General features: G+C 30.9%; 27 protein-coding genes. 10 read left to right on the plus strand and 17 right to left on the minus strand.

What is annotated here, in order from left to right:
• Nucleotides 1–2: 2 nt before the first annotated feature.
• Nucleotides 3–257 (minus strand): glutaredoxin 3, encoded by a 255-nt coding sequence (grxC, locus tag HA148_RS00955; protein WP_209129417.1) that lies wholly within the window; start codon nt 255–257, stop codon nt 3–5.
• 76 nt (nt 258–333) lie between these two features.
• On the opposite strand from grxC, the gene prfB reads away from it, so the two are divergent.
• The 6 genes from prfB (at nt 334) to HA148_RS00985 (ending at nt 3,960) form a co-directional block, all read left to right on the plus strand.
• A protein-coding gene (prfB, locus tag HA148_RS00960) for a peptide chain release factor 2 (protein WP_209129419.1) occupies nt 334–1,456 on the plus strand; the annotation gives its coding sequence in 2 pieces (ribosomal slippage) (nt 334–408 and nt 410–1,456; 1,122 coding nt in all).
• A gap of 3 nt (nt 1,457–1,459) precedes the next feature.
• Nucleotides 1,460–1,642 (plus strand): DUF3285 domain-containing protein, encoded by a 183-nt coding sequence (locus HA148_RS00965; RefSeq protein WP_002807789.1) that lies wholly within the window; start codon nt 1,460–1,462, stop codon nt 1,640–1,642.
• A gap of 6 nt (nt 1,643–1,648) precedes the next feature.
• On the plus strand, nt 1,649–2,188 hold the full coding sequence (gene ybeY / locus HA148_RS00970) for an rRNA maturation RNase YbeY (RefSeq protein WP_209129421.1): 540 nt from the start codon (nt 1,649–1,651) through the stop codon (nt 2,186–2,188).
• A 6-nt stretch (nt 2,189–2,194) separates the two neighbouring features.
• Nucleotides 2,195–2,605 carry a diacylglycerol kinase family protein gene (locus tag HA148_RS00975; protein ID WP_209129423.1) on the plus strand — a complete coding sequence of 137 codons (411 nt, stop codon included), beginning with the start codon at nt 2,195–2,197 and terminating at the stop codon, nt 2,603–2,605.
• A 12-nt stretch (nt 2,606–2,617) separates the two neighbouring features.
• A complete protein-coding gene (locus HA148_RS00980) occupies nt 2,618–3,214 on the plus strand; it encodes an anthranilate synthase component II (RefSeq protein WP_209129426.1) in 597 nt (198 codons plus the stop codon).
• Nucleotides 3,215–3,234: 20 nt separating this feature from the next.
• Complete coding sequence (locus HA148_RS00985; RefSeq protein WP_209129428.1) at nt 3,235–3,960, plus strand: MBL fold metallo-hydrolase; 726 nt, start codon at nt 3,235–3,237, stop codon at nt 3,958–3,960.
• On the opposite strand, the gene HA148_RS00990 is transcribed toward HA148_RS00985, so the two are convergent.
• The 4 genes from HA148_RS00990 to mnmE all read right to left on the minus strand — a co-directional run bounded on the left by HA148_RS00990 (nt 3,957) and on the right by mnmE (nt 9,239).
• Nucleotides 3,957–5,066 carry a pyridoxal phosphate-dependent aminotransferase gene (locus HA148_RS00990; protein WP_209129430.1) on the minus strand — a complete coding sequence of 370 codons (1,110 nt, stop codon included), beginning with the start codon at nt 5,064–5,066 and terminating at the stop codon, nt 3,957–3,959. The genes HA148_RS00985 and HA148_RS00990 overlap by 4 nt on opposite strands.
• Nucleotides 5,066–6,880 (minus strand): arginine--tRNA ligase, encoded by a 1,815-nt coding sequence (gene argS / locus HA148_RS00995; RefSeq protein ID WP_209129432.1) that lies wholly within the window; start codon nt 6,878–6,880, stop codon nt 5,066–5,068. Before argS ends, HA148_RS00990 begins: the two co-directional genes overlap by 1 nt.
• A gap of 27 nt (nt 6,881–6,907) precedes the next feature.
• Nucleotides 6,908–7,774, minus strand: coding sequence for a carboxylating nicotinate-nucleotide diphosphorylase (nadC, locus tag HA148_RS01000; RefSeq protein ID WP_209129435.1), 867 nt, complete (start codon nt 7,772–7,774; stop codon nt 6,908–6,910).
• A gap of 82 nt (nt 7,775–7,856) precedes the next feature.
• Nucleotides 7,857–9,239 (minus strand): tRNA uridine-5-carboxymethylaminomethyl(34) synthesis GTPase MnmE, encoded by a 1,383-nt coding sequence (gene mnmE, locus HA148_RS01005; protein WP_209129437.1) that lies wholly within the window; start codon nt 9,237–9,239, stop codon nt 7,857–7,859.
• Nucleotides 9,240–9,305: 66 nt separating this feature from the next.
• On the opposite strand from mnmE, the gene HA148_RS01010 reads away from it, so the two are divergent.
• Nucleotides 9,306–9,749, plus strand: a complete 444-nt coding sequence (locus HA148_RS01010) for a DUF2062 domain-containing protein (RefSeq protein WP_209129439.1) — start codon at nt 9,306–9,308, stop codon at nt 9,747–9,749.
• A gap of 18 nt (nt 9,750–9,767) precedes the next feature.
• Here HA148_RS01010 and HA148_RS01015 read toward each other — a convergent pair whose 3' ends face one another.
• Complete coding sequence (locus HA148_RS01015; RefSeq protein WP_209129441.1) at nt 9,768–12,077, minus strand: RelA/SpoT family protein; 2,310 nt, start codon at nt 12,075–12,077, stop codon at nt 9,768–9,770.
• Nucleotides 12,078–12,131: 54 nt separating this feature from the next.
• Here HA148_RS01015 and HA148_RS01020 point away from each other — a divergent pair, with 54 nt between their 5' ends.
• Nucleotides 12,132–13,730, plus strand: a complete 1,599-nt coding sequence (locus HA148_RS01020) for an ABC transporter ATP-binding protein (RefSeq protein ID WP_209129443.1) — start codon at nt 12,132–12,134, stop codon at nt 13,728–13,730.
• On the opposite strand, the gene HA148_RS01025 is transcribed toward HA148_RS01020, so the two are convergent.
• Together HA148_RS01025 and ylqF are read right to left on the minus strand one after the other, a co-directional pair.
• Entirely contained in the window at nt 13,723–14,682 is a 960-nt protein-coding gene (locus HA148_RS01025) for an RluA family pseudouridine synthase (RefSeq protein ID WP_012007000.1), read from the minus strand. The two genes, HA148_RS01020 and HA148_RS01025, sit on opposite strands and share 8 nt — an antisense overlap.
• Nucleotides 14,673–15,545: a ribosome biogenesis GTPase YlqF gene (gene ylqF, locus HA148_RS01030; protein ID WP_209129445.1), complete on the minus strand. Its 873-nt coding sequence runs from the start codon at nt 15,543–15,545 to the stop codon at nt 14,673–14,675. Before ylqF ends, HA148_RS01025 begins: the two co-directional genes overlap by 10 nt.
• A gap of 213 nt (nt 15,546–15,758) precedes the next feature.
• On the opposite strand from ylqF, the gene HA148_RS01035 reads away from it, so the two are divergent.
• Nucleotides 15,759–16,967, plus strand: coding sequence for a phosphoglycerate kinase (locus HA148_RS01035; protein WP_209129447.1), 1,209 nt, complete (start codon nt 15,759–15,761; stop codon nt 16,965–16,967).
• Nucleotide 16,968: 1 nt separating this feature from the next.
• Here the strand turns inward: HA148_RS01035 and HA148_RS01040 are convergent, their stop codons facing one another.
• Nucleotides 16,969–17,694 carry a hypothetical protein gene (locus HA148_RS01040; protein ID WP_209129450.1) on the minus strand — a complete coding sequence of 242 codons (726 nt, stop codon included), beginning with the start codon at nt 17,692–17,694 and terminating at the stop codon, nt 16,969–16,971.
• Between the two features lie 40 nt (nt 17,695–17,734).
• Here HA148_RS01040 and HA148_RS01045 point away from each other — a divergent pair, with 40 nt between their 5' ends.
• Nucleotides 17,735–18,826, plus strand: coding sequence for a UDP-N-acetylglucosamine--N-acetylmuramyl-(pentapeptide) pyrophosphoryl-undecaprenol N-acetylglucosamine transferase (locus HA148_RS01045; protein WP_209129452.1), 1,092 nt, complete (start codon nt 17,735–17,737; stop codon nt 18,824–18,826).
• Here HA148_RS01045 and HA148_RS01050 read toward each other — a convergent pair.
• From HA148_RS01050 to nusG, 8 genes are all read right to left on the minus strand, one after another.
• Nucleotides 18,805–19,929, minus strand: a complete 1,125-nt coding sequence (locus HA148_RS01050) for a pyridoxal phosphate-dependent aminotransferase (protein ID WP_209129454.1) — start codon at nt 19,927–19,929, stop codon at nt 18,805–18,807. The genes HA148_RS01045 and HA148_RS01050 overlap by 22 nt on opposite strands.
• A gap of 17 nt (nt 19,930–19,946) precedes the next feature.
• A complete protein-coding gene (locus HA148_RS01055; protein WP_209129456.1) occupies nt 19,947–21,116 on the minus strand; it encodes a quinone-dependent dihydroorotate dehydrogenase in 1,170 nt (389 codons plus the stop codon).
• 6 nt (nt 21,117–21,122) lie between these two features.
• Complete coding sequence (gene rnhA / locus HA148_RS01060; protein ID WP_209129458.1) at nt 21,123–21,842, minus strand: ribonuclease HI; 720 nt, start codon at nt 21,840–21,842, stop codon at nt 21,123–21,125.
• 47 nt (nt 21,843–21,889) lie between these two features.
• Nucleotides 21,890–22,285 (minus strand): 50S ribosomal protein L7/L12, encoded by a 396-nt coding sequence (gene rplL / locus HA148_RS01065; RefSeq protein ID WP_209129460.1) that lies wholly within the window; start codon nt 22,283–22,285, stop codon nt 21,890–21,892.
• A 28-nt stretch (nt 22,286–22,313) separates the two neighbouring features.
• Complete coding sequence (rplJ, locus tag HA148_RS01070; protein ID WP_011817695.1) at nt 22,314–22,841, minus strand: 50S ribosomal protein L10; 528 nt, start codon at nt 22,839–22,841, stop codon at nt 22,314–22,316.
• Nucleotides 22,842–23,030: 189 nt separating this feature from the next.
• Nucleotides 23,031–23,738 (minus strand): 50S ribosomal protein L1, encoded by a 708-nt coding sequence (rplA, locus tag HA148_RS01075; protein ID WP_209129462.1) that lies wholly within the window; start codon nt 23,736–23,738, stop codon nt 23,031–23,033.
• Nucleotides 23,739–23,804: 66 nt separating this feature from the next.
• Nucleotides 23,805–24,230, minus strand: coding sequence for a 50S ribosomal protein L11 (gene rplK / locus HA148_RS01080; protein ID WP_025890328.1), 426 nt, complete (start codon nt 24,228–24,230; stop codon nt 23,805–23,807).
• A 67-nt stretch (nt 24,231–24,297) separates the two neighbouring features.
• Entirely contained in the window at nt 24,298–24,909 is a 612-nt protein-coding gene (gene nusG / locus HA148_RS01085) for a transcription termination/antitermination protein NusG (RefSeq protein WP_209129465.1), read from the minus strand.
• Nucleotides 24,910–24,933 lie beyond the last annotated feature (24 nt).

Raw genomic sequence — 24,933 nt, forward strand, 5'->3', positions numbered from 1 at the left:
ATCTAGGCTAATAATGCGTCTAATTTATTTTCATTTTCTAATGTGTAGAGATCGTCGCAGCCTCCAATACCCTCGTTATCTATGAATATTTGTGGTAATGTTCTCCTACCATCAGCTCTTTCAGTCATCAATGCTCTGGCATCTGCATCGCCATCAATCTTATATTCTGTAAAATTTATATTTTTTTTCTTGAGTAGAGATTTTGCTCGAATACAGAATGGGCAATATTGCCAAGTATAAATTTCAACTTTGGACATTTTTTTAAAATAATACTTAGTTTATACTATTAAACAAAAGTGCCTGTTAGATTATAAATAACGATTAAATTCTATTTTGATAGATATTACAGATTTCAAAAAAGATCTTTCGGAACTAACAGAGCGCCTGGGTAATGCTCAGGATTGTCTTTGACGTTCCAAGATTAAAAGCGAAAAGGAGAGAGTTAGAGCAAATTTCTGCTCAGCCTGAATTTTGGGAGAATCAAGAAGAAGCGAAAAAACAAATGTTAATCCTTGATGATGTTAAGGCTCAACTCGAATTGTTGGATAAATGGAAAACTTTTATTTCTGATGCTAATGCCTCTCTTGAGCTTTATTCTTTAGAACCAGAAGAGGAAATGATTTTGGAATCCAAGCAGGGCCTAAAGAAATTAAGAGAGAATTTAGATAAATGGGAATTTGAAAGATTGTTATGTGGTGAATACGATAAGGAAGGAGCAGTAGTTTCTATTAATGCAGGTGCGGGTGGAACAGATGCGCAGGATTGGGTAGAGATCTTATTGAGAATGTATTCAAGATGGGCCGATAATAATCAAATGAGTCTTGTCATTAATGAATTATCTCAAGGCGAAGAAGCGGGTATTAAAAGTGTAACGTTTGAAATTGATGGAAAATATGCATACGGATATCTACAACATGAAAAAGGAACTCATAGATTAGTAAGAATTTCTCCTTTCAATGCTAATGGTAAAAGACAAACCAGCTTTGCTGGGGTTGAGGTTATGCCAAAATTAGATGATAATATTTCACTTGATATACCTGAAAAAGATTTAGAAATTACAACAAGTAGATCCGGTGGGGCTGGAGGACAAAATGTTAATAAAGTAGAAACAGCGGTGAGAATTGTTCATTTGCCTTCAGGGATTTCAGTAAGATGTACCCAAGAAAGATCTCAATTACAAAATAAAGAAAAAGCTATGATACTTCTTAAGTCTAAACTACTAGTGATTGCTAAAGAACAACGAGCTGCAGAAGTTGCTGATATTAAAGGTGATATTGTGGAAGCTGCATGGGGCAATCAAATAAGAAATTATGTTTTCCATCCCTATCAAATGGTAAAAGATCTCAGGACTATGCAGGAGACTAACGACTTAGATAATGTTTTAGATGGTGAACTTGAACCATTTATTCATGAATTATTACGCATAAATATTTCTTCTAACGAATCTATTGAATAAATAATGAAAAATAAAAACGAAAATATTGAAAAAAAAGTTGCTCCTCCAAGCTTTATAAAGCTTGCTATGAGAAATATGGTAAGGAAAGGTTCAAAAAGTATTTCTCATTTTTCAATAACCTTTTTAGTTTTAATTGGGATATTAATACTTGTAGCCACAATAGGTAAGCCCAATATTCCTGTATAAGAATGTATGACAGAACAAATTATTTCTGAAATAAATTTAGATTTGGTTTTTCAATGTAATGATTTTTCTCAATATTCAAATAAGTTAAAAGATACTAAAAGTAAGCTTATTTTTGAATCTATTTTTTGGGAGAGAGTTTTTTTATCTTGGATAAATATAATATTAAAAAAAAAGGATTATGAATTGCCAAATTATATTTTTGAAAAAAAATCTTTTTCATTAGGCCTACAGATAATATCTAATCAAGAAATTGCTTCTTTGAATAAGAAATGGATGCAAAAAAATGGTCCAACTGATGTTCTATCTTTTCCAATTATTTCTGATGAATCTCTAAATAATTTAGATCATATAGAGTTGGGAGATATATTTATATCATTAGAGATGGCACTTGAGCAATCTTATGAATATAAACATTCAATCTATAGAGAGATGATCTGGTTAGCTAGTCATGGATTTTTACATCTTTTGGGATGGGAACACAATAATGAGCATGATTTAGAAAATATGTTAAATTTCCAAGAATATTTAATTACTCGATTAGATTAAAAAACAATGGAAAAAAAAATAAACTATTTAGAAAATAGAAAAGAATCATACAAAACTTCTAGTAATGTATTTATAAGTTTTAAGTATGCTTTCAGTGGTATTTGTTATGTATTTAAAACTTCAAGAAATTTTAAAATTCAATTAATTTTTGCAGTTACAAGTTTAATAATTGGTTTTTTACTCAAAATTAGTCTAAGTAATTATGTTATTTTGATTGCAACAATAATGTCTGTTTTAATATTAGAAATATTGAACACATCTATTGAATCAATTGTTGATTTAATAGTGAAAAAAGAATTTAATTTTTTGGCTAAAATTTCAAAAGATACTTCTGCAGGTGCAGTATTATTAGCTTCCATTAATTCTGTTATTATTGCTGTATATATCTTTGTTCCTAAAATTAAGTTGTTATTTTAAATCCACATAACTATGTTTCTTGTTATTGATAATTACGATAGTTTTACTTATAACCTTGTTCAATATTTAGGAGAACTTTCAGTTGAGCATGAAATAACTAAAGAATTAATAGTTAAAAGAAATGATGAAATTACTCTAGAAGAAATTATCAAACTAAATCCTGCTGGAATTCTCTTATCTCCAGGTCCAGGTAATCCAGATCAATCTGGAATTTGTCTTCCAATACTAAAAAAATTATCTAAAAATATTCCGACCTTGGGAGTTTGTTTAGGTCATCAAGCTTTGGCCCAAGCTTTTGGAGGTAAGGTTATAGTTGGGAAAGAACTTATGCATGGTAAGACATCCAAAATATTTCATAATCAAAAAGGATTGTTTAAAGATATCGAGACTCCATTTGTGGCTACTAGATATCATAGTCTTATAGTTGATTCAAGTTGTTTACCATCTTGTTTCGACATAACTGCGACTTTAGAAGACTCAACAATTATGGCTATCTCTCATAAAGAATATAAACATTTACATGGGGTACAGTTCCATCCTGAAAGTGTGTTGACGCAATTTGGTCATAAATTAATTAGTAATTTTCTAAAAATGGCTGAACAAAAGTAAAATAAAAAAAAATTAATATTATGATTTCTCAAATTAAAAACTTTTTATTTTTGATATTAGTTAGCTCTTTTTTACCTACCTCATTATTGGCAAGGAACTTAGGAATAAAAAGTTTGGGACATAGTAGTTTTTTAATTACTAGTTCAGATAAATCTATTCTTATAAATCCCTTTAAAGCAATAGGTTGTGCAAGTAATTTAAAGGAGCCAAAAGAAGTCAACGTAGATTTTATTTTGGCTAGTTCTAGGCTTCCAGATGAAGGATATAACCCTAATGATCAATTAATGTTCGTTGAACCAGGAATCTATCAATTTGAGGATATTTTATTAAATGGAATTTCTGTACCACATGACAGATTAGATGGAAGAAGATTTGGGATGGCAACTGTTTGGAGTTGGGAGCAGAATGATCTTAAAATCGTTCATATGGGAGGAGCTGCTGGTGATATTGATATAAACAGTCAAATTATTTTGTCTAGTCCAGATATATTGTTTATTTCAATTGGAGGAGGAATAAAATCTTACAATGGTAAAGAAGCTTCAAAAATAGTTAAGCTTCTAAAACCTAATGTAGTTATTCCTGTGCACTTTGAACGCGGTAAAAAAATTAATAAAGAATGTGATTTCTCAAATGCTGATTTATTTATCGAAAATATGAAAGATTTTAAAGTAAAATATGTTGGAAAAGATTTTCAAATAAAACCTAAAAGAATCGATCAAAATACAATTTATATTTTCAGTAATTAATTTTTTAAATCTAATATTTTGTAATTGTCCCAGAAAAAAATCATTTGTTCTTTTGTTCCAATACTAACCCTTATAGAATTATCGATATCTTTTTTATTTTCCATACTTCTAATAAGAATACCTTTTTCTCTCATCTGTTGTATTAAGATTTTAGGATCTTTTTTTGGCCAAATTAAGAAATAATTACCTCCACTAAAGTGAGTTCTGATTTTTGTTGATTTAAATTTATTTAAAATCCATTCCCTCGCCTTTTTTACTTCTAAAACATAATTATCAATATATGATTTGTCTTTAAGTGCTGCTAATGCAGCTGTTATAGCAAAGCTGTTTACATCATATGGTCCTGTAACTTTATTAATGTACTGAATTAAACTTTTATTGCCAAAAGTAAAACCTATTCTTAAACCAGCTAGACCTGCAGTTTTTGAAAGAGATTGGATTATTAGTATATTTTTATTCTTTTCAAAATCTATCGATTCAAGAAGACTATCTCCATTAAATTTTTCATATAGTTCATCAACAACTATTAATGAATCGTTATTGATATTGGCTAAATTAATTATTTCATGAGAGCTTAGAACAGTTCCTGTTGGATTATTTGGATTGCAAATAAATATTAACTTTGGATTATGCTTTATTATTTTTTCCCTAAATTCTTCGATGGGGAATAGAAAATTTTCTCCAATGTAAGAACAACTTATTTTTTTCATTCCTCGGATTTCTGCACAAGGAGAATAGTAACCAAAAGTTGGATTTGTGGTTAGAAATATCTGATCTTTTTCTCCAAAGCAATTGAAAATTGCATTTATTGCTGCATCTGCTCCATTGAAAATTCCGATTTCATCATTACCAAATTTTCTTGAATCAAGATATTTATCACATAAAAATTTTTTTAAAAAATTATATTCTGGATAAATTGATATCTCATCTAATTTTATCGCTTTTAATGCCTCTAAAACCTTAGGACTTGGACCTAAAGTATTTTCATTAAAGTCTAAGCGGAGTAAATTTCTTCTATTTTCTAAAGGTGCAGAGTAAGACTGCATATTTATTATTTCTTCTCTTGGTTTTGGGAAAAGATTATTTAATGGATCAAAATCATTCATTACATTCTTTCTAAAGTTTCAATTCCTAAAATATCTAAGCTTAATTTTAGTGTTTTTGCAGTTAGATCACATAAATTAAGCCTAGAGATTTTTATATTTTTTTCTTCTTTGAGGATTGGAACTTGATCATAGAATCTATTAAAAGTCTGACATAGCTCGAACAGATAATTGCATAATCTATTTGGCATTAAGTCTTTTTCAATAGAAATTATGACTTCATCGAACCTAAGTAATTTTCTGATAAGTTTCCACTCAGATTTATGTTCATAATTTACGTACTGAAAATCTTTAGATTCATAAACAAAATCAATTTTTCTTTTAATTCCTAAAATTCTTACAAGTGTATATAACAAATAAGGAGCAGTATTACCATTAAGGGAAAGCATTTTATCAAAACTAAATTGATAATTAGTAATCCTATTTTGACTTAAATCTGCATACTTAACAGCTCCTAATCCAATAATTCGTGAAGTATTTGCTATAAACTCTTTGGTCTCATAACGATCTTCATCTTCTAATCTTTTCAATAAATCTTCTTTTGCTCTTCTAACTGCTTCATTTAATAAATCTTTTAGGCGTATTGTTTCACCTTCTCTTGTCTTTAGTTTTTTGCCATCAATTCCTTGAACTAACCCAAAAGGGACATGGTCTACTTGACAATTTTCTGGGATCCATTTTGCTTTTTTTGCAACTTGAAAAACTCCAGCAAAATGATTTGCTTGCCCATGATCAGTTACATAAATAATTCTTGAAGCATCATCGCCATTAGGAGGTTTATTGAATCTGTATCTTATAGCAGCAAGATCTGTGGTGGCATAATTAAAACCTCCATCTTTTTTTTGAATAATTAGCGGTAAAGGTTGGCCTTCTTTATTAGTCATCCCATCTAAAAATACACATTTTGCTCCTTGATCTTCTACTAATATTTTTACGAAATTCAAATCATCAATAACTGATTTTAAGAAGGGATTATAAAAAGATTCACCTCTTTCTTCTATTTTTATTTTTAAAGTTTTATAGATTTCATCAAATTCTTTCCTTGATTGATCACATAATAATTTCCAAGCTTTCATCGATTTAATATCTCCACTTTGTAACTTAACTACTTCCTCTCTAGATCTTTTTTGGAATTCAGATTCGTTATCAAATCTTTTTTTTGATTCTTTATAAAATTCAACTAAATCACTTATCTTGATCTTTCCTATCTCTTCTAGATCATTTGAATATAAATCTTTGAGCTGAGTAATAAGCATGCCAAATTGTGTTCCCCAATCACCAACATGATTGAGTCTTAATACTTCATAACCTCTTAACTCGAAAATTCTAGATATTGAGTCACCTATTATTGTTGATCTTAAATGCCCTACATGCATTTCTTTAGCAATATTAGGGCTAGAAAAATCTACAATAACTTTATTGGACAAACCACTATCTAAATCTTTTCTAATTAGAGGTATGCCAGCCCTATTGCATTGAATATTTGACTTAATTTCATTTATTAGAACCTCATCTTTTAATTTTATATTTATAAATCCAGGTCCAGCTATTTCTAGACTCTTACATAATTTTGCTATGCTTTTATTTTTATTTAAAAGGTTAATAAAATCATTAGAAATATCTCTTGGGTTCTTTTTATATATTTTAGATAAACTTAAACAAACATTACATTGATAATCACCAAATTCCTCTTTTGATGATTGTGTAATTAAATTCTTGCTAAGAATTGCGAATTCTCCTTTTTTATCATTTTTTTCAAGACTATCTAAAAGAGATTGTTCAAATTGTTTTGTTAATTCTTTAAAAATGATTAGCATTAATTATTCAATTATTTATCTATATGATTAATTAATATAACGCATACTCAAATCAATCCAATTACTTTTGGTAATTGAAGAACTTGTTGAAATCAAATCAATACCTTTTATTAGATATTTACTAATTTCTTGAGGGTTTATTCCAGAAACTTCTATTATCAAATTTTTATTGACTTCTTTTTGTAGACTATTAATTGATAACTCTCTTAATTCTTGAACGTTTTTTTTGATTATTTCAGGACTAAGTTCATCTAATAAGACACTATCCGCTCCTGCTAATACTGCTTCTTTTGCCTGATCGATATTCTCAGCTTCAATTATAATATGAGTTGTAAAAGGCGAATTTAGGCGAATATTTTGTACTGCATTCTTAAGATTATCTGTCCATGCAATATGATTTTCTTTGATCATAGCAGCATCGTATAATCCCATTCTATGATTCACGCCACCTCCGCATTTGAATGCATATTTTTCAAATATTCTTAAGCCAGGAGTCGTTTTCCTAGTATCTGCTAATTTTATATTTGTGCCTTCTAATTTATCTGTAAGATTCTTTGTATATGTTGATATTCCAGATAAATGCATTGCGATATTTAAGCTGATCCTTTCACTAGCGAGTAAACTTTTTGAAGGCCCATATATTTCTAAGAGTTTTTGATCTTTAACAAATTTATCTCCATCAGAGATATTAAATTTTGGACTGATTTTTAAATCAATTTTTCTAAAAATTTCTTTTATAATTTCAACCCCGCAGAATATACCCTCTTCTTTTGCAATCCAATATGCATTACCATTCTCTTCTGTAATAGAGGAACTTGTAAGATCTCCCCTACCTATATCTTCATCGATCCAATTATCAATGATTTTACTTATTATTGGAGTATTTAAATCCACTAAACTAAGAAATAATTAATTAATAAAAATTAAACTGAAGTTAGAGAATCAACTATATATCACTATGTAATTTAACTCAAATTTATTTACCAATACAAAACTTAGAAAAAATATTATCTAGAAGTTCCTCAGTTAATTCTTGACCAGTTATTTTAGATAAGTTTTGAATTCCATCTCTCAGCTCAATTGATAACAAATCAAATGGCAATTTATTTTTAATTATTTCATCAGTATCATTTAAATTAGATAAGCAAGCAGACAAATTTGTTAGATGTCTTTCGTTTAAAAATATATTGATATTTTCTACTTGTTTTAATCCGCATTTTTTTATAATTGTGTTTATTAATAATCTTTCACCATCATTATTCTTAATACTCATAAGAATTGTGTTTTTTAACTCATTTGAATTAATATTTTTGCAATCAATTAAATCTTTTTTATTGCCCAAAATAGTAATTAATTTTTCTTTAGGAATTTCTTGTATTATTTTTTTGTCTTCTTCATTAAATCCTTCTTCAAGACTATAAATATAAATTATAAAATCTGACTCTTTTATTTTCCCAAAACTTTTTTTAATTCCAATACTTTCAATTTGTTCATGAGTTTCTCTTATGCCAGCAGTATCAATTATTTTCATTGGAATATCATTAATAGTTAAATTAACTTCAATAACATCTCTAGTTGTTCCAGGAATATTAGTTACGATTGCTTTCTCTTTTTTTGCAAGCAAATTTAATAAAGAGCTTTTACCAACATTTGTTTTACCTATAAGCGCAATGGATATTCCATTGTGAATATATGAATTTCTTTTTGCATTTTCTATAAGTAATTCTATTTTTTCTTTGACTTTTTTAATGTTTTTTAGATATTTGGTGTAATCAAAATCTGTGAAGTCTTCTTCAAAATCAACTCTCGCTTCTATTTCGCAAAGTTGATTTATAAGGTCATTTTTAATATCATCAATTTTTTTCTTTATTTCTCCTTGAACCCCGCTAAAAGCTAACTCTGCTGATCTGGTATTGCTTGCATTAATTAATTGATTAATCGACTCGGCTTGAGTAAGGTCTATTTTTCCATTAAGAAAAGCTCTTTGACTAAATTCTCCTGGGTTTGCAAGTCTAACTCTAGAATTACTAGATAATAATATCTTTAAAACTTTATTTACTATGATAATTCCGCCATGGCAATGAAGTTCAACTACATCCTCTCCTGTGAAGCTATTTGGGGATTTCATCACTAAAATTAAAACCTCATCTATAAATTTATTTTTTTTATTTTCCTGAATAAAACCACGAAAAACCCTATGTGATTCCCATGCATATTTAGATTTAGTTTGAACAATCTTTTTGCAAGAATTTATTGCGTCTTTCCCTGATACTCTTATTATCGCAACTCCTCCCTTCCCAATACTTATAGCTGAAGCAATTGCTGCTATCGTATCTTCTGTAGTAACTATCGAATCCATTTCTCGCTTTGTTATGGATAATTAAGTAAGATTATCAAGAATTTAATTTTGAAATTTTCTTTCTGAATGAGATTTAAAAGAGATATTACCAATAAGAAAATTCTATCATTATTTAGGAGTCAGAATGGAAGTCCTTTCTTTAATGCTAAAGGTTTAGCTATAGGGGTATTTAGTGGTTGCTTTCCATTTTTTGGTTTTCAGACTTTAATGGGAGTATTTTTTGCGAAAATAGCTAAGGGAAATATTGTTCTAGCTGCAATTGGTACCTGGATCAGCAACCCTTTTACTTATATTCCACTTTATTATTTTAACTATAAAGTTGGTTCGATTTTTTTAAATAATCCTTCTAATAAAATTCTTGAAAAAAGTTTAGTTATTGATGACTTATGGAAACAAGGTAGAATTTTTTCCTTAAAATTACTCTTAGGTTCATCTTGTGTAGGTATTTTATTAGCTTTGATTTGCGGCAGTATTGTTTTCTTTATCTACAAGATAAAAATTAAAAGATAGATTGATCTGATTTTAAAATTAACTTTGTCCAACTCTGGCGATATCTAAAACATCTGCCATCGATTTAATTTGTTCAATTGTTTTGTGAAGTTGATTATAACTTTCAAGACCTACACAAAGATTTATAATAGCTGGTTTACCATAAGCAGTTTTAACATTGGCATCACTAACGTTTATACCTTTATCAGATAACCGCATAAGAATATCTTTAAGAACTCCAACTCGATCAATTACTTCTATTCGTAGCTGAATTGGAAACTTATTATCGCCAGTTTTATTATCTTGATTCCAACCGACAGGTAATCTTCTCTCTATTGGAATTGGTATTACATTTTCACAATCTTCCCTATGTATAGTTATCCCATGGTTGCCGAGCGACACAGTTCCGATAATATCCTCGCCTGGGAGTGGGGAACAGCATTTACCTATTCTGTAATCAAGACCTTCTATCCCGGAAATTGGTGATTTAGCTGCTGTATTAGATTGATTAGTGGATAAATTATTATTACTTTTAAGAGATTTTGCTATTTCAGAGTCAGAATCATTTTTTACATCTTCTGTCTGTAATTTTATTTCTTCTCTTAGTCTGTTTAATACTTGATGCAAAGTTAAACCACCAAAACCAAGAGATGCAAGAAGGTCTTCAGTAGTTTTTAAATTGCATCGATTTGCAACTTTTTTCATGGCTTCACTAGAAAGTAATGCTTCAAAACCGTTTCTACCTACTTCTTTTTCAAGTAAATCTCTACCTCTTTTAATCGTTTCATCACGATGGCTTTTCTTATACCATTGGCGAATTCTATTTTTAGCAGTTGGCGTAACTACAAAGTTCAGCCAATCTAAGCTTGGAGTAGCATTATTACTTGTCAAAATTTCTATGAAGTCACCATTTTGAAGTGCTGTAGATAATGGAGAAAGCTTTTCATTAATTCTTATTCCATTACAGTGATTTCCAACTTCAGAATGGATTCTGTAGGCGAAATCTATCGCGGTAGATCCTTTCCTTAAACCAACAACATCTCCTTTTGGAGTGATTACAAATACTTCTTCATCAAATAAATCTTCTTTAATTGAAGCTAAATAATCATTATGATCCCTTTCATTACCTTCTTGTTGCCATTCTACTAATTGTCTTAGCCAATTAAATCTCTCGGCATTACTTTTAGCAGGAGAACCACCCTCTTTATATTGCCAATGAGCAGCAATACCATATTCAGCAATTTGATGCATCGAAGTAGTTCTAATTTGAACTTCAATAGGTCGATGTCTTCCAATCACAGAAGTGTGTAAGGACTGATATCCATTGGGTTTTGGTAATCCTATATAGTCTTTAAATCTACCTGGAATTGGTTTGAAAGTATCATGAACAACTGCTAAAGCTCTATAACAACTATCTGAATTGTCCACGATAATTCTTAGGGCAGCAACATCATAAATCTCGTGAAATTGCTTTTGTTGTCTTTCCATTTTGCTCCAGATGCCATAAAGATGTTTTGGCCTTCCTGTTATTTCAAAATTTTTCAAACCCGCTGAAATCAAGTTTTCCTTCATAAGATTCAAAGTTACTTTTAATCTTTTTTCTCTATCACTTCTTTTAACGGCGATTTGATCTTTAAGATCTAGATATTCTTTAGGCTCTAGGAATTTAAAAGCTAAATCTTCTAATTCCCATTTAAATCTGTTTATTCCTAGTCGATTAGCTAATGGTGCATAAATCTCTCTTGTTTCTCTCGCTATTCTTAGTTTTTTCTCATCATTTAGCCATTCAATTGTTCTCATGTTATGAAGTCGATCTGCAAGTTTAACTAAGACAACTCTGATATCGCTGGCCATAGCCAAAAACATTTTCCTAAGATTTTCAGCTTGTGCTTCAGTCCTGTTGTTAAAGTGTATGCCGCCTAATTTTGTTACACCCTCTACAAGTATTTTTACTTCTAATCCAAAATTTGTTTCTATTTCGGATAAATCAATGCCAGTATCTTCAACTACATCATGTAAAAGGCCTGCAGCAATAACAGATGAACTAGCACCTATTTCTTTAAGGAGATTTGCAACAGCAACGGGGTGGATAATGTATGGCTCGCCGCTCGCACGGAATTGTCCATCATGAGCTTTATAAGCAAGTTTAAAAGCCTTTACTATAAGGTTTTGATTCTCATCATTTTCTTTATTTGATTTTTCAAAATTATGTATATCTTTAAGAAGCCAATCTGGAATGTTTATTTGATAATTCAAAGATTCACTTTCATATTTTTTATTTTCAGGCAAAATAGTTTTGGAAACTTCAATTTCGTTTTTTTCTTTTGAATTTGCAGCTGCCTCGGACATTTTATATTGCTTTAGATGTATTTTATTTATGTCTAGAAAAATTTGCTATAAATCATGGAAAAAAATAAAGAAAAAATTATTGTAGTTAAAAATCTTACTGTTAAATATGGTCTAAAACAGCAACCTATTATCAAAAATTTTAATTTGGAAATAGATAGTGGAGATCATTTGGCCATAATAGGACCTTCTGGATGTGGAAAGACCACTTTTGCAAAAACATTAGTAAATATATTGCCTGCAAAGGCCACTTCTAAAGGGTATCTATCGATTTCTAATGTAGATCCTAGGAAAATAAACAACAAAGATGCACAATTATTTAGAAGAAAGAATTTTGGATTTATTTATCAAGACTCTATAAAAAAACTTAATCCGCTAATGAGAGTTGGGGATCATTTATATGAATTATTTAAAACACATGATCAAACTAAATCATCTTTAGCTATTAAAAAATTAGTAAGAGAAGTTTTTCAAAAAGTCGGAATTGAAGAAAGTAGACTTGATTCTTTCCCACATCAATTTAGCGGCGGAATGAGACAGAGAGTTTCTATAGCAATGGCACTTGCTTTGAAACCTAAATTATTAATAGCTGATGAACCTACAACAAGCTTAGATACCAAAACAAGTTTTGAAATTATGCAAGAAATAATTCATCTATGTAATGAATTTGATACAACTTTAATTTTAATTAGTCATGATATTAATCTTGCAGCAAAGTGGTGTAAAAAAGTTGCAATAATTGAAAAGGGATCGATTGTTGAAAAAGGGAATATATTAGATATCTTTCAATCACCAAAATCAGATATCGGGAAAAAATTAGTAAATGCTTCAAAAATAGTATTAGAACCAAATATTAAAAATAATGCGCGAGATCAGGTCGTTCTAGAGGTAAATAACCTAAGACATTGGTATAAATTAAATTCTTCAATTTTCATTAATAAATGGAATAAGGCTTTAAATGAAGTTAGTTTCAAGTTATATGAGAATGAGACTCTTGGAATAGTTGGTTCTTCAGGGAGTGGTAAAAGTACATTATGTAGGGCTTTAATTGGACTTCTTAAAGTAAGAGGTGGTGAAATCAAAATTTATGATAAAAATCATGCATCGAAAAAAAATAAATCTTTTAAAAAGAACAATAAAGTGCAAATTATTTTTCAAGATCCTTTTTCAAGTTTGAACCCGAAAATGACAATTAAAAGTATTTTGGAAGATATATTTTTTATTCAAAAAATTTCAGATAAAAGAAAAATCGAAAAAGAAATAAAATTAATGTTTAGAAATTTGAATCTTCCCTTAAATAATGATTTTTTTAATTCTTATCCTAGCCAATTATCTGGTGGTCAATTGCAAAGAATTTCATTAGCCAGAGCGCTATTGTTGAAACCAAAAATTTTGATTTGTGATGAGAGCGTTAATATGTTGGATGCTTCAGTAAAAATAGAGATTCTTGAATTACTTAGAGTCTTGCAAGAAAAAATGAATTTAACGATTATCTTTATTACTCATGATTTGGGCATTGCTAAAAGATTTTGTGATAGGTTGCTAGTTATGAATCACGGAAAGATAGTTGATGAAGGAGAAAGTTCTACAATATTCACTAAAACTCAAAACACGTATACAAAATCGCTTCTAAATTCATCTTTGAATCTTATTTAACTTTAAGAACACTTAGTAATTTTTGAAAATCTAATGGTAATTCTGATTCAAATATCATTTCTTTACCATTTATTGGATGTATAAGTCCAAGCTTAATGGCGTGTAAAGCTTGGCCATCTAATTTACATGGTAGTTTTTTACATCTTCCATATAACGGATCACCCACAATTGGATGATTAATGTGAGCGCAATGTACTCTTATTTGATGCGTTCGCCCCGTATCTAGTTTGAAACTCATTAATGAGTAATTGCCAAATCTTTCTTCTAATTTCCAATAGGTACAGGCATACCTTCCTGAAGTTTCTTCAACTACTTTATATTTCAATCTATTTAATTTATCTCTGCCAATGTTTCCCACTATTTGGCCTTCTTCAGAATTCGGTGCTCCATGAATTACTGCAATATATTCGCGTGATGCTATTTTTTCTTTAATTTGTTTCTGGAGATTTACTAATGCCTCTTGGCTTTTTGCAACAACCATACATCCCGAGGTATCTTTATCTAATCTGTGAACAATCCCAGGTCTTAGTTTACCATTAATTCCAGGTAGATCTTTACAGTGAAAAAGTAATCCATTCACTAAAGTTCCAGATTTGTGTCCAGGGGCTGGATGAACAATTAGTCCTGATTGTTTATTAATTACTATGATGTGCTCGTCTTCAAAAAGGATATTTAAATCCATTTTTTCAGGTTTCAAATAAATAAGAGGTTCTGGAGGAGGCATCCATATTTGAATATTGTCGCCATTTTTTAATGGGGTCTTTGCTTTCGCAGTCTTATAGTTTACAAGTACTAAACCTGAATTTATAAAATGTTGAATTCTTGCTCTACTTTGTTCTGGCCTTTTACTTACCAACCATCTGTCTAGTCTCATAGGAAGAGGTAGCTCATAAATAATTTCTATAAGCTCACCTTCTCCAATGCCGAAAGAATTTTGATTATTTAATTCCATAGTGGGACTTCTAAAGCAATTTTACCCAGCATTTGATTTCTATAATCTTCCAATAACTTATGAGACATTCTCCTTTTATCGCCTGAGGTATGTTTTGAAGCTGCTTCGTCGATCCAAGCAGAAGGACTCTTAAAGCCTTTAGTAATATCAACTCCATATCTATTAGATATTTGTTTAACTGAGATATTCGCATTCTTATCTTTGTTGAGAGTGGATATAATTTTGATAAATCCAATTGCGACACTCTCTATTTCATAAGCAGCTTCTCCAATATCGTCACACAGTGCAAGATTAAGTGCTGATTTTTGATCTTCTAAATTTGGAGGTATAACACCAGGAGCATCTAGCAGATCTATACCACTTTCTAATTTTATCCATCTTAAATTACGAGTCACGCCTGCTTTCCTAGCACTATCTACAACTCTTTTTTTTGCGATTCTATTAATTAATGCCGACTTTCCTACGTTTGGAAAACCAAGTGTAAGGGCTCTAATTGGCCTAATTCGCATTCCTCTAGAGATTCTTCTATCGTCGATTGACGACCTAGAATCTTTGGCTGACTTACAAATTTCTTTAATCCCTATTCCTCTTTTAGCATCACACCAAAGAGGATATTGATCTTTAGCATTAAACCATTTATTCCAACTATTGATTGTATTCGGGGAGATCATATCTGATCTGTTAATGACAAGAATATGTTTTTTATTATTTATCCATTTATTTAAGTGTGGATGTCCTGTTGACAAAGGAATTCGTGCATCTCTAACTTCTATAACTAAATCTACTTTATTGATAACTTCAGATAATTTCTTTTCTGCTTTTGCGATATGGCCTGGGTACCATTGGATTTTGGGTATGTCCACTTCAATAAATCAAATAAAAATTTTGTATTTCTTTTAGTTTTTATAACTTTCAAAAGTATTTACTTCTAAATTTTAGTATAAATTTAATAACTAAAAATTTTTATAATCGTTAATTCTTAAAATTTATTAAGGCATAGGTAACAGTAACTACTTTTTAACCCAATAAGCCCAAATTAACGTTAGGGTCTTGAGATTATAAATATAGCTTGTTTAATGTCAAAATTATCTCTTTCCAGTCTTGATAAGACACATTTAGAAGGAAAAAAAGTTCTTGTAAGAGTAGATTTTAATGTTCCATTAAATGAAGACGGTCAAATAACCGACGATACGCGTATTCGTGCAGCGATCCCAACTATTGAATATCTTATTAATCATTCTGCAAAAGTCATTTTAGCTGCTCATTTTGGTAGACCTAAGGGTCAGGTAAATGAAAAAATGAGATTAACTCCAGTAGCAGCAAGATTAAGTGAATTGTTGGAGCAACATGTTGCTCTTACTAACAGTTGTATTGGTGATGAAGCAGTTGCACAATCAAATAGCTTATCTAATGGAGATGTTCTTTTACTTGAGAATGTTCGTTTTTTTGGTGAAGAGGAAAAGAACGACCTGGAGTTTGCTGAAAAATTAGCATCACATGCAGATATGTATGTAAATGATGCTTTCGGTGCTGCTCATAGAGCGCATGCTTCAACTCAGGGTGTTACAAATTATTTAAGTCCCTCAGTAGCTGGATTCCTTTTAGAAAAAGAATTGAAATACCTACAAGGAGCAGTAGATTCCCCAAATCGCCCATTGGCAGCAATAGTTGGAGGGTCAAAGGTTAGTAGCAAAATAGGAGTACTTGATTCTTTACTAGATAAGTGTGACAAAATCATGATTGGCGGAGGTATGATTTTCACTTTTTATAAAGCTAGAGGTTTAGATGTCGGAAAGAGCCTTGTAGAAGAAGATAAACTTGAGCTTGCTAAAGATTTAGAAGCAAAAGCAAAAGCAAAAGGAGTAGAATTATTATTACCCACTGATGTTGTTTTGGCTGATGAATTTTCTCCTGACGCCAATAGTAAAATATCTCAAATTGACGCAATTAGTGGAAATTGGATGGGTCTAGATATTGGTCCAGATTCCATTAAAGTTTTTCAGAATGCTCTTGCAGAATGTAAGACAATTATTTGGAATGGTCCAATGGGAGTTTTTGAATTTGATAAATTTGCAGACGGTACAAATGCAATAGCTACGACTCTTGCGGACTTAAGTGCTTTTTCTGAAGTTTGTACAATAATTGGTGGTGGAGATTCAGTTGCAGCAGTTGAAAAAGCAGGATTAGCTGAGAAAATGTCTCATATATCTACCGGAGGTGGGGCTAGTTTGGAACTCCTAGAAGGTAAAACTTTACCAGGTGTGGCTGCGTTAAACGACGCTTAGGCTATATCTCATCAACAATATCAATGCTCTTTGTGAAAGTAATCATTCCTTCAGGATGAGCTATGATTCCTGACCAAATTTGTATCCCTGGTTTTGAAGGGGCTCTTGTTATTTTAAAAATCCCTCCAGATGCCAATGGCTCCAATAATATTTCTTGTTCAAACAATGAATTAACTTGATAAGGTTTTATAGCTCCAGCAATAATCTCTTCTTCAAGAGGCTTATTTAGAATTATATCGATATCGTATTTTGAACCAGTAAGAACTCTATCAGGAATTTTAAAACTAATATCTATTTTTTTATTATCGTTTCTTATTGTGGTGAATAAATTTTTGATAATTCCTTCTTCTATTTTTCCATTTAGGATTGAAAATAAATAATCAAATTTGGATTCGAGTATATATATTTCTCCTTTAACTATTTTTTCCCCAGAAACTTTTATTCGCAAAATATCTTGATCTGGAATATTAGTCTTTAATCTTTTGATCTTCCATTTGCTGTTAGGGAAATCATTAATAATCTTTGAAAATTGTTTTGGTATATTTTGGCTTTCTTCATTTCTAAAATTTTTTCTAATGAATTCTAAATCTCTTGTATTTAAGGAGTTTTCTAGATTTCTTATAAAATCAACTTTCAAAGTTTGCGTTATTGCTGAATAGGGAATAATAAGATAAACAAATAAGTAGAGAAGAAAGCCTATATTCTTGAATAAGTTTAAATTAAGCATATTAATTATTAGTTATTTTATTCTACTATTTTAGGTTTTTATGTCTAAAAAAAATAATTTATTAGTTGCAGCCAGTGGGACAGGGGGGCACATTTTCCCAGCCTTAGCAGTTTCTAAAGAAGTGGAAGATGAATGGAATATTCATTGGTTGGGTGTTAGTCACAGACTTGATGCAGATTTTATTCCCAAAAAATATAATTTAAGGACTTTGAATATAAAGACACCAAGAAAAAATATTTTTTTGTTTTATCAATATATAGAAATTTTGATGTCAACTTTTCAAATAATTAGGATCTTAAAAGAAAAAAAAATTAACTTAGTTTTTACGACTGGCGGTTATATATCAGCACCTACTATTGTTGCTTCAAAACTTCTCAGGATACCTGTCATTATTCATGAATCAAATTTAATTCCAGGAATGGTCACGAAATATTTTGGTTTTTTGTGTAACTATGTTTTTCTAGGATTTAAGAAAACAAATTCTTATTTAAGAAACTGTAAAACTATTTTCACTGGGACTCCTTTAAGGGATCAATTCTATAAATCCCATCTCGTGCCAGAATGGGTCCCAAAAGGAAAGGGACCTCTTTTGATTGTTATGGGAGGTAGCCAAGGAGCAAAAGCTATAAATCACATTCTTAACGAATCTCTTGAATTTTTAATGAAAAAACAGTTTCGGATAGTTCATATTATTGGCGAATGTAATCAACAATCCTTTAATGTAAAAAATTCCAATAATTATGTTCAAAAGAAATTTACTAATGAAATCGCAGCTTTGATTCAAAACTGTGATCTTGTAATATCGAGATCTGGTGCAGTAACAATAAATGAACTTATAGAAACTGAAAAACCTTCAATTTTAATTCCATTTCCTTATTCTAAAAATAATCACCAGGAGAAAAATGCAATGATTCTTGCCGAAAGTGGAGGTTCAGTTTTAATGAATCAAAGTAAAATTTCTAAAGAAGTTTTTGAAGAAACTATAGAAAGAATTTTTAAGAGAAAATCAAAAAACGGAAAATATTACTATGAAATTTTAGATATTATGAAGAAGAACATGGAAAATAATAATAAAATCAAATCTAAAATTGAGATTAGAAAATTTTTTAATTATTTTTTAAAGGAATTCTGAATTTCTTTACATAAAAGAGTGTTATTTTTCCTATTCTGCAAACTTATTCTTGCCCACTTTTCATCCAGAAATCTAAATGAAGTACATTCTCTAAGCAATATTCCCTTATTTTCTAAGTATTTTATATTAGGCAACAAGGATTTTTTACTTTCTATTAAAAAAAAGTTGGTTGAAGAGTTATGAACTTTAAGGTTCTCTATTTTGGATAATTTTTCAAATACTCTTTTTTTTTCAATATTTATCCAGCTGTGAATCTGTTTTGTCCACTGTTCATAGAATTTCTTATTACTTAGTAGATCAATTCCGGCTTTAATAGAAAATGAATTTAAAGGCCAAGGATCTCTATTGATTTCCCATTGTTTTAGTATTTTCGATGAGCCAATAACGTAACCTAATCTAAGACCAGGAATATTGAAGATTTTGGTCAAGCTTCTCAAGACTAATAAATTGTCAAATCTTTGGGTTAATGGGATTAAAGATTCTTTCTCTCCATTAGGTGTTATAGATAAGAAAGCTTCATCACAGATAACTAATTTATATTTTTTTACAACTTCCTCCAATGAATTCTTTTCCCATAATTGGCCGGTAGGGTTATGTGGATTTGTTATCCAAATAACATCACCTTTTGGATGCAGCGGAAATGATTGAGGAAATATATCATTCCAGTTTTTTGGTAATTCGCAATGTATAAATTTGCTATTCCAACAATTTAAAGATCTTTCGTAATCAACAAATGATGGAGAAGGAATACAACTTATTCCAAATTTGGATGCTTCATAACCTGCCCAGGTTATTAGTTCAGAAGCTCCATTTCCAGGCAATATATTGTCTGGATTTATCCCATGAAATTTACCGATTATTTCTTTCAGATCATTCAAGTTTCTCTCTGGGTAATATCTAAATCCAAGATTTTTAATTCCAGCATTTAATGAATCTATTAGTATTTGAGGTGGATCAAAGGGTACTAAAGAGGCACTTGCGTCAATGATGTCAGAGGGTAATAAATTTAATTTTTTTGCATTTGCATATACATTTCCTCCATGCTTTAAGTTTGATATTTGCATGGCTAATGTTGAGTAATCATAAGTTTTCGGGTTGTTCATTATTTATTTTCTAATTTTTATTTAACCCATTTTAAATCTGATCCAATGGCCTCTTTTATATTAGATAATTGATGTTTATTGAGTTGATTTAAAATCCCGTCAAGTATATTGGGGACTAATTGTGGCCCCTTATATATCCATCCCGTATAAAGTTGAATTAATGATGCTCCAGAACAAATTCTTTCCCAAGCCGACTCTGGACTATCGATTCCTCCAACGCCAATTAAAATAATCTTTTTATCAATATTATGAATATGTTTTATTATTTGATTTGCTTTTTTTTGTAGAGGTTTTCCACTTAATCCTCCATTTTCCTCAGAAAGTAATAATCCTGTTTGACTGATCTTCCTATTTTCAAGACCTAATCTATCTATGCTGGTGTTAGTAGCAATTATCCCATCGATATTTTCCTCAATTATTAACTGGCAAATATCTTCAATATCTTTAAGGCTTAAATCTGGCGCAATTTTTACAAATAATGGTGGACAATTAGGTAAGTTTTTAATTTCTCTAAGAAGTTCTTTTAGAAGAATCGGATCCTGCAACTTTCTTAGTCCTTCAGTATTTGGAGAACTTACGTTTATTGCTGCATAATCACAATATGGAATTAATAATTTTAGAGAAGTTAAATAATCATCTTTTGCTTGAGATAAATCTGTAATTTTAGACTTGCCAAAATTTATCCCTAAACAAATATTCTTTCTATTTTTTTTAAACTCAATTCCTTGTTCTACAAAGTTTTTAACTAGATTTTCAGCACCATTGTTATTAAAACCCATTCTATTTAATGCTGCTTCTTCCTCCGCTAATCTAAACAATCTTGGTTTGGGATTTCCATTCTGAGCAAATTTGGTTACTGTACCAAGTTCGGCAAATCCAAAACCAAAATCTTTCCATACATTTGCAGCATTTCCATTTTTGTCAAAACCCGCAGCTAAACCAATTGGATTACAAAAATTTATACCACATATGCTCTGATTTAATCTTTTATCGACTATAGAAAATTCTTCATTTAGATTTTTTAAGATAGATGAAACTACAGGCCAATTATATTTTCTTGAACTGAATGATAAAAGGCTGAGAGATAAGTTAGTTAAGTATTCTGCATCAATTCCAGAGTCTCTTTTTAATACGGGGGTAATCAAGTTTTTATAAAGATTTTTAAATATCCCTTTCTGTTCATTCATAAAAAATTAGGCTTCTTTTTTTTCTATTATCCAATATTTTTTATCTTTAGGAATCAATCTCCAATTACGCCATTCAAAAAGTGAATATAGTTTGATTTTTAAGTGGTTTTCTTTACCTAATAATGTGCATAGTTCTGGTGAACTTAACAAATACTTTTTGTCAGCAAATTTTTGAATTAATTCATTCCTTGAAAATAGTTCCTGAATTTCTGAAGGGGCATTTTTTTCAAAAAAGTCAGCTGAAGATTCTGACTCCTTTAATTTACTTTCTAAAGATATACCTTTGCTATAGTTGGTTGCTATTTTATCAACTCTATCATTTTGTTTGTCACCACTATGACCCTTAACATATTCCATTACAAGGCCATTAATTCTTAATTGATCAATTTTTTGCCATAAATCAAGATTTTGAACTGATTTTCCTGAACTTGTTTTCCACCCATTTCTCTTCCAATTAGTAATCCATTTTGTATAACCTTCTATTACATATTTACTATCAGTTCTTAATTTAAAGTTCTCCTTTAATTTATAGGTTTTTAATTTCTCTAGTGTTTTTATAGCCGCAGTGAGTTCCATTCTATTATTGGTAGTATTTTGCTCGGAACCACCTATTTCTAGTTCACTTTTGTCGTCAAAAATTATTAGTCCACCCCAACCACCTGGACCTGGATTACCACTGCAGGCTCCATCTGTTGCAGCTTCAATTGCAATACTATCAATATTCATAATTTTTGAAGCCGATATAAAGTCTATCGGCTTGAAAAAATATTCTCTTACTTAAGTGTAACTTTACCGCCAGCTTCTTCAATCTCTTTCTTTAAAGATTCGGCATCTGCTTTAGCAATTCCTTCTTTTACTGTTTTTGGTGCAGATTCAACAAGTACTTTTGCGTCGCCAAGACCTAGACCAGTTGCATTTCTTACAACCTTAAGTACTTTGATTTTTGCAGCTGCATCAAAGCTTTCGAGAACTACATCAAATTCAGTTTTTTCTTCAGCAGCGCCACCATCTGCGTCACCGCCAGCTGCTCCTGGAGCTGCCATAACTACACCTGCAGAAGCTGCAGCAGATACACCAAAAGCCTCTTCAATTTGCTTTACAAGCTCAGATGCTTCTAAAAGTGATAGAGATTTTAATGATTCAAGAATTTCTTCAGTTTTTGCGGACATTTTCTTAAAAGTTAATTAGTTTTTGAATTTAGGATTCTGATTTTTCAGAATGTTGTTTAAGTGATCTAGCAAGTCCAGAAGGTACTTCATTAATAGAGATCGCAATTTTTGTTGCAACGCCATTAAGAGCGCCAGCAATTTTTGCCATCAATACTTCTTTAGATGGAAGACTTGCAATTTCTTTTATTTCAGAATCGCTAAGAAGTCTACCTTCAAATAAAGCTCCTTTGGTCTCGGATTTTTTGGTGTCTTTTTGAAAAGATTGGATTGCTTTGACAGCACCACCAACATCTTCTTTAATTAAGACAAAAGCATTTGTTCCGGTCAGTAAAGATTCAAGATCGTTCCAATTACTATCTCCATCAATAGCTTTGCGCATTAATGAGTTTTTAGTAACTTTGCAAATGCCGTTAGTTGTTTGCAATCTAGATCGCAAATCTGACATCTCTTTGATAGTTAAACCTTTATAGTCAAGAACTACAGCCATTTCCGAGTCGTCTAAAAGAGATTTAATCTCAGTAACGATTTTTTGCTTATTCTCTAGTGTTCGGCCCATTGATGTTTTTTGGATCGTAATTTAGGGAGAGCAGGAAATGCGGCAAAGTTCTTTTAAAGAGGCCGCTTTTATTAGATCCAAAAAGAAATAATTTAAGACGAGTCCTCGGTAGGAATTAAAAATTTAGAATAACTAAATCAACCTACTTTCTTTGGCCGTATTATTGCAATTAAATTATACTACAAAGCGTTAACCTTCAGGTTGGTAATCTTGTACAGCATTTATGTCAATTTGAACTGAAGGCCCCATTGTGGAAGTTACATAAAAAGTTTTCCAATACTTTCCTTTAGCTCCACTTGGTTTATTTTTATCAATTGATTCTTGTAAGGTTTTTAAGTTGTCAAATAGAGCCTCTTTTGTGAAACTTGCTTTTCCAAAGCGGACATGAACGATTCCAGCCTTATCTGCTCTAAATTCGAGCTTACCAGCTTTGAATTCTTTTATTGCATTAGCAATGTCATTAGTTACTGTCCCAGCTTTAGGATTAGGCATTAAACCTCTAGGTCCTAAAACTCTTCCTAATTTTGCAACCTTTGGCATCATATCTGGAGTTGCAATAAGTAGATCAAAATCCATATTTCCTTTGTTGATGCTTTCTACAAGATCTTCTTCGCCAAATAAATCTGCACCAGCAGCCTTAGCTTTCGATACATTCTCACCGCTTGTAATTACTGCAATTTTGATGCTCTGGCCAGTACCATGTGGTAATGCAACAGTGGTCCTTAATTGTTGATCAGTATATTTTGGATCAATACCTAGACGTATATGTGCTTCAATAGTTTCATCAAATTTTGCATTAGCATTTTCCTTGATAATACTAAGAGCTTCAAGTGGTGCGTAAATGCGATCTTCTATCTTTGTTGATAGAACCGCCATTCTTTTAGATAGTTTTTTCATAATAATATTGGGTGCAAACGGTTATTAACTAACCTCCCCTAGATAGTGAGAAATTGTGTATTGAACTCAATCAGTGACAGAGACGCCCATATTACGAGCAGTACCTTCAATTACTTTCATGGCTGATTCAACACTAGAACAGTTTAGATCAGGAAGCTTAGTTTTGGCTATTTCTTCTAATTGAGCTTTACTTATATTCCCAACAGAGCCTTTTGCGGATTCACCTGAACCTTTCTCTATACCAGCTGCTTTTGTTATTAAGACGGAAGCAGGAGGTGTTTTTGTGATAAAAGTAAAGCTTCTATCTTCAAAAACAGAAATCTCGACTGGAATTACAAAACCAGCTTTATCTTGTGTCCTTGCATTGTATTCTTTGCAAAATGCCATGATATTGACACCATGTTGTCCTAAAGCTGGCCCTACAGGAGGAGCAGGATTTGCTTTGCCTGCTTGTAGAGCAAGCTTGATAACTGCCACAATTTTTTTTGCCATTAGATTAGATAATTTAAGCTGGAGTAGAAAATCATAATTTTACTAGATAAACAAGAACAATTAGAAATTAATTTTGTTTATTGATTTGGGAGAATTCTAATTCTACAGGAGTCTCGCGCCCAAATATTGAAAGTAATGCTTTTAATTTATTTCTTTCTCCGGAAACTTCTATAACTTCTCCCTGGAAATCCTTGAATGGACCGCTAGTTACAATGATTCTATCTTTTTCTTCAATATCTAACTTAATTACAGCCTTTTTCTCTGATGCGCGCTTAAAGATTCTATTAACTTCTTGTCTTGATAATGGTCGAGGTTTGATATGACCTCGAGATCTTCCGCTGCTTCTACCGTCTTCAGCACCGACAAAGTTAATTACATTTGGAGTACTTTTAACAGCCATCATTGTATCTTCATCCAAAATCATTCTTACGAGGACATAACCTGGGAAAACTTTTTCTTCAGTAGTTTGCCTGCTTCCATCTTTTTTTAATTTAATTCCTGGAGTTTGGGGAATTTCAATTTCAATGATTCTATTATTGACACCTAAAGTTACTGATCTCTGCTCAAGAGTCGCTTTTACTTTTTTTTCACAGCTTGATGCTACTTGAACTGCATACCATCTTGCTATGCTTGTATTTGCTTTTGAAGAAGCAAGGTTTGTAGTTAATTCATTACTCATTTTTCTGGAAGCTTAATTAAGATC

The sequence above is a fragment of the Prochlorococcus marinus XMU1405 genome, from assembly GCF_017696275.1.
Classification (GTDB): domain Bacteria; phylum Cyanobacteriota; class Cyanobacteriia; order PCC-6307; family Cyanobiaceae; genus Prochlorococcus_A; species Prochlorococcus_A marinus_AB.

What these genes read in the sequence shown, in the direction of transcription:
- HA148_RS00965 (WP_002807789.1), top strand. Translation starts at nt 1,460, where the DNA reads ATGAAAAATAAAAACGAAAATATTGAAAAAAAAGTTGCTCCTCCAAGC.
- HA148_RS01045 (WP_209129452.1), top strand. Translation starts at nt 17,735, where the DNA reads ATGTCTAAAAAAAATAATTTATTAGTTGCAGCCAGTGGGACAGGGGGG.
- argS (WP_209129432.1), bottom strand. Translation starts at nt 6,880, where the DNA reads ATGCTAATCATTTTTAAAGAATTAACAAAACAATTTGAACAATCTCTT.
- HA148_RS00980 (WP_209129426.1), top strand. Translation starts at nt 2,618, where the DNA reads ATGTTTCTTGTTATTGATAATTACGATAGTTTTACTTATAACCTTGTT.
- rplA (WP_209129462.1), bottom strand. Translation starts at nt 23,738, where the DNA reads ATGAAAAAACTATCTAAAAGAATGGCGGTTCTATCAACAAAGATAGAA.
- rplL (WP_209129460.1), bottom strand. Translation starts at nt 22,285, where the DNA reads ATGTCCGCAAAAACTGAAGAAATTCTTGAATCATTAAAATCTCTATCA.
- rnhA (WP_209129458.1), bottom strand. Translation starts at nt 21,842, where the DNA reads ATGAATATTGATAGTATTGCAATTGAAGCTGCAACAGATGGAGCCTGC.
- rplJ (WP_011817695.1), bottom strand. Translation starts at nt 22,841, where the DNA reads ATGGGCCGAACACTAGAGAATAAGCAAAAAATCGTTACTGAGATTAAA.
- grxC (WP_209129417.1), bottom strand. Translation starts at nt 257, where the DNA reads ATGTCCAAAGTTGAAATTTATACTTGGCAATATTGCCCATTCTGTATT.
- HA148_RS01025 (WP_012007000.1), bottom strand. Translation starts at nt 14,682, where the DNA reads ATGGAATTAAATAATCAAAATTCTTTCGGCATTGGAGAAGGTGAGCTT.
- HA148_RS01020 (WP_209129443.1), top strand. Translation starts at nt 12,132, where the DNA reads ATGGAAAAAAATAAAGAAAAAATTATTGTAGTTAAAAATCTTACTGTT.
- HA148_RS00985 (WP_209129428.1), top strand. Translation starts at nt 3,235, where the DNA reads ATGATTTCTCAAATTAAAAACTTTTTATTTTTGATATTAGTTAGCTCT.
- HA148_RS00990 (WP_209129430.1), bottom strand. Translation starts at nt 5,066, where the DNA reads ATGAATGATTTTGATCCATTAAATAATCTTTTCCCAAAACCAAGAGAA.
- mnmE (WP_209129437.1), bottom strand. Translation starts at nt 9,239, where the DNA reads ATGGATTCGATAGTTACTACAGAAGATACGATAGCAGCAATTGCTTCA.
- rplK (WP_025890328.1), bottom strand. Translation starts at nt 24,230, where the DNA reads ATGGCAAAAAAAATTGTGGCAGTTATCAAGCTTGCTCTACAAGCAGGC.
- HA148_RS01015 (WP_209129441.1), bottom strand. Translation starts at nt 12,077, where the DNA reads ATGTCCGAGGCAGCTGCAAATTCAAAAGAAAAAAACGAAATTGAAGTT.
- HA148_RS01050 (WP_209129454.1), bottom strand. Translation starts at nt 19,929, where the DNA reads ATGAACAACCCGAAAACTTATGATTACTCAACATTAGCCATGCAAATA.
- nusG (WP_209129465.1), bottom strand. Translation starts at nt 24,909, where the DNA reads ATGAGTAATGAATTAACTACAAACCTTGCTTCTTCAAAAGCAAATACA.
- HA148_RS01040 (WP_209129450.1), bottom strand. Translation starts at nt 17,694, where the DNA reads ATGCTTAATTTAAACTTATTCAAGAATATAGGCTTTCTTCTCTACTTA.
- HA148_RS01010 (WP_209129439.1), top strand. Translation starts at nt 9,306, where the DNA reads ATGAGATTTAAAAGAGATATTACCAATAAGAAAATTCTATCATTATTT.
- ybeY (WP_209129421.1), top strand. Translation starts at nt 1,649, where the DNA reads ATGACAGAACAAATTATTTCTGAAATAAATTTAGATTTGGTTTTTCAA.
- HA148_RS00975 (WP_209129423.1), top strand. Translation starts at nt 2,195, where the DNA reads ATGGAAAAAAAAATAAACTATTTAGAAAATAGAAAAGAATCATACAAA.
- HA148_RS01035 (WP_209129447.1), top strand. Translation starts at nt 15,759, where the DNA reads ATGTCAAAATTATCTCTTTCCAGTCTTGATAAGACACATTTAGAAGGA.
- HA148_RS01055 (WP_209129456.1), bottom strand. Translation starts at nt 21,116, where the DNA reads ATGAATGAACAGAAAGGGATATTTAAAAATCTTTATAAAAACTTGATT.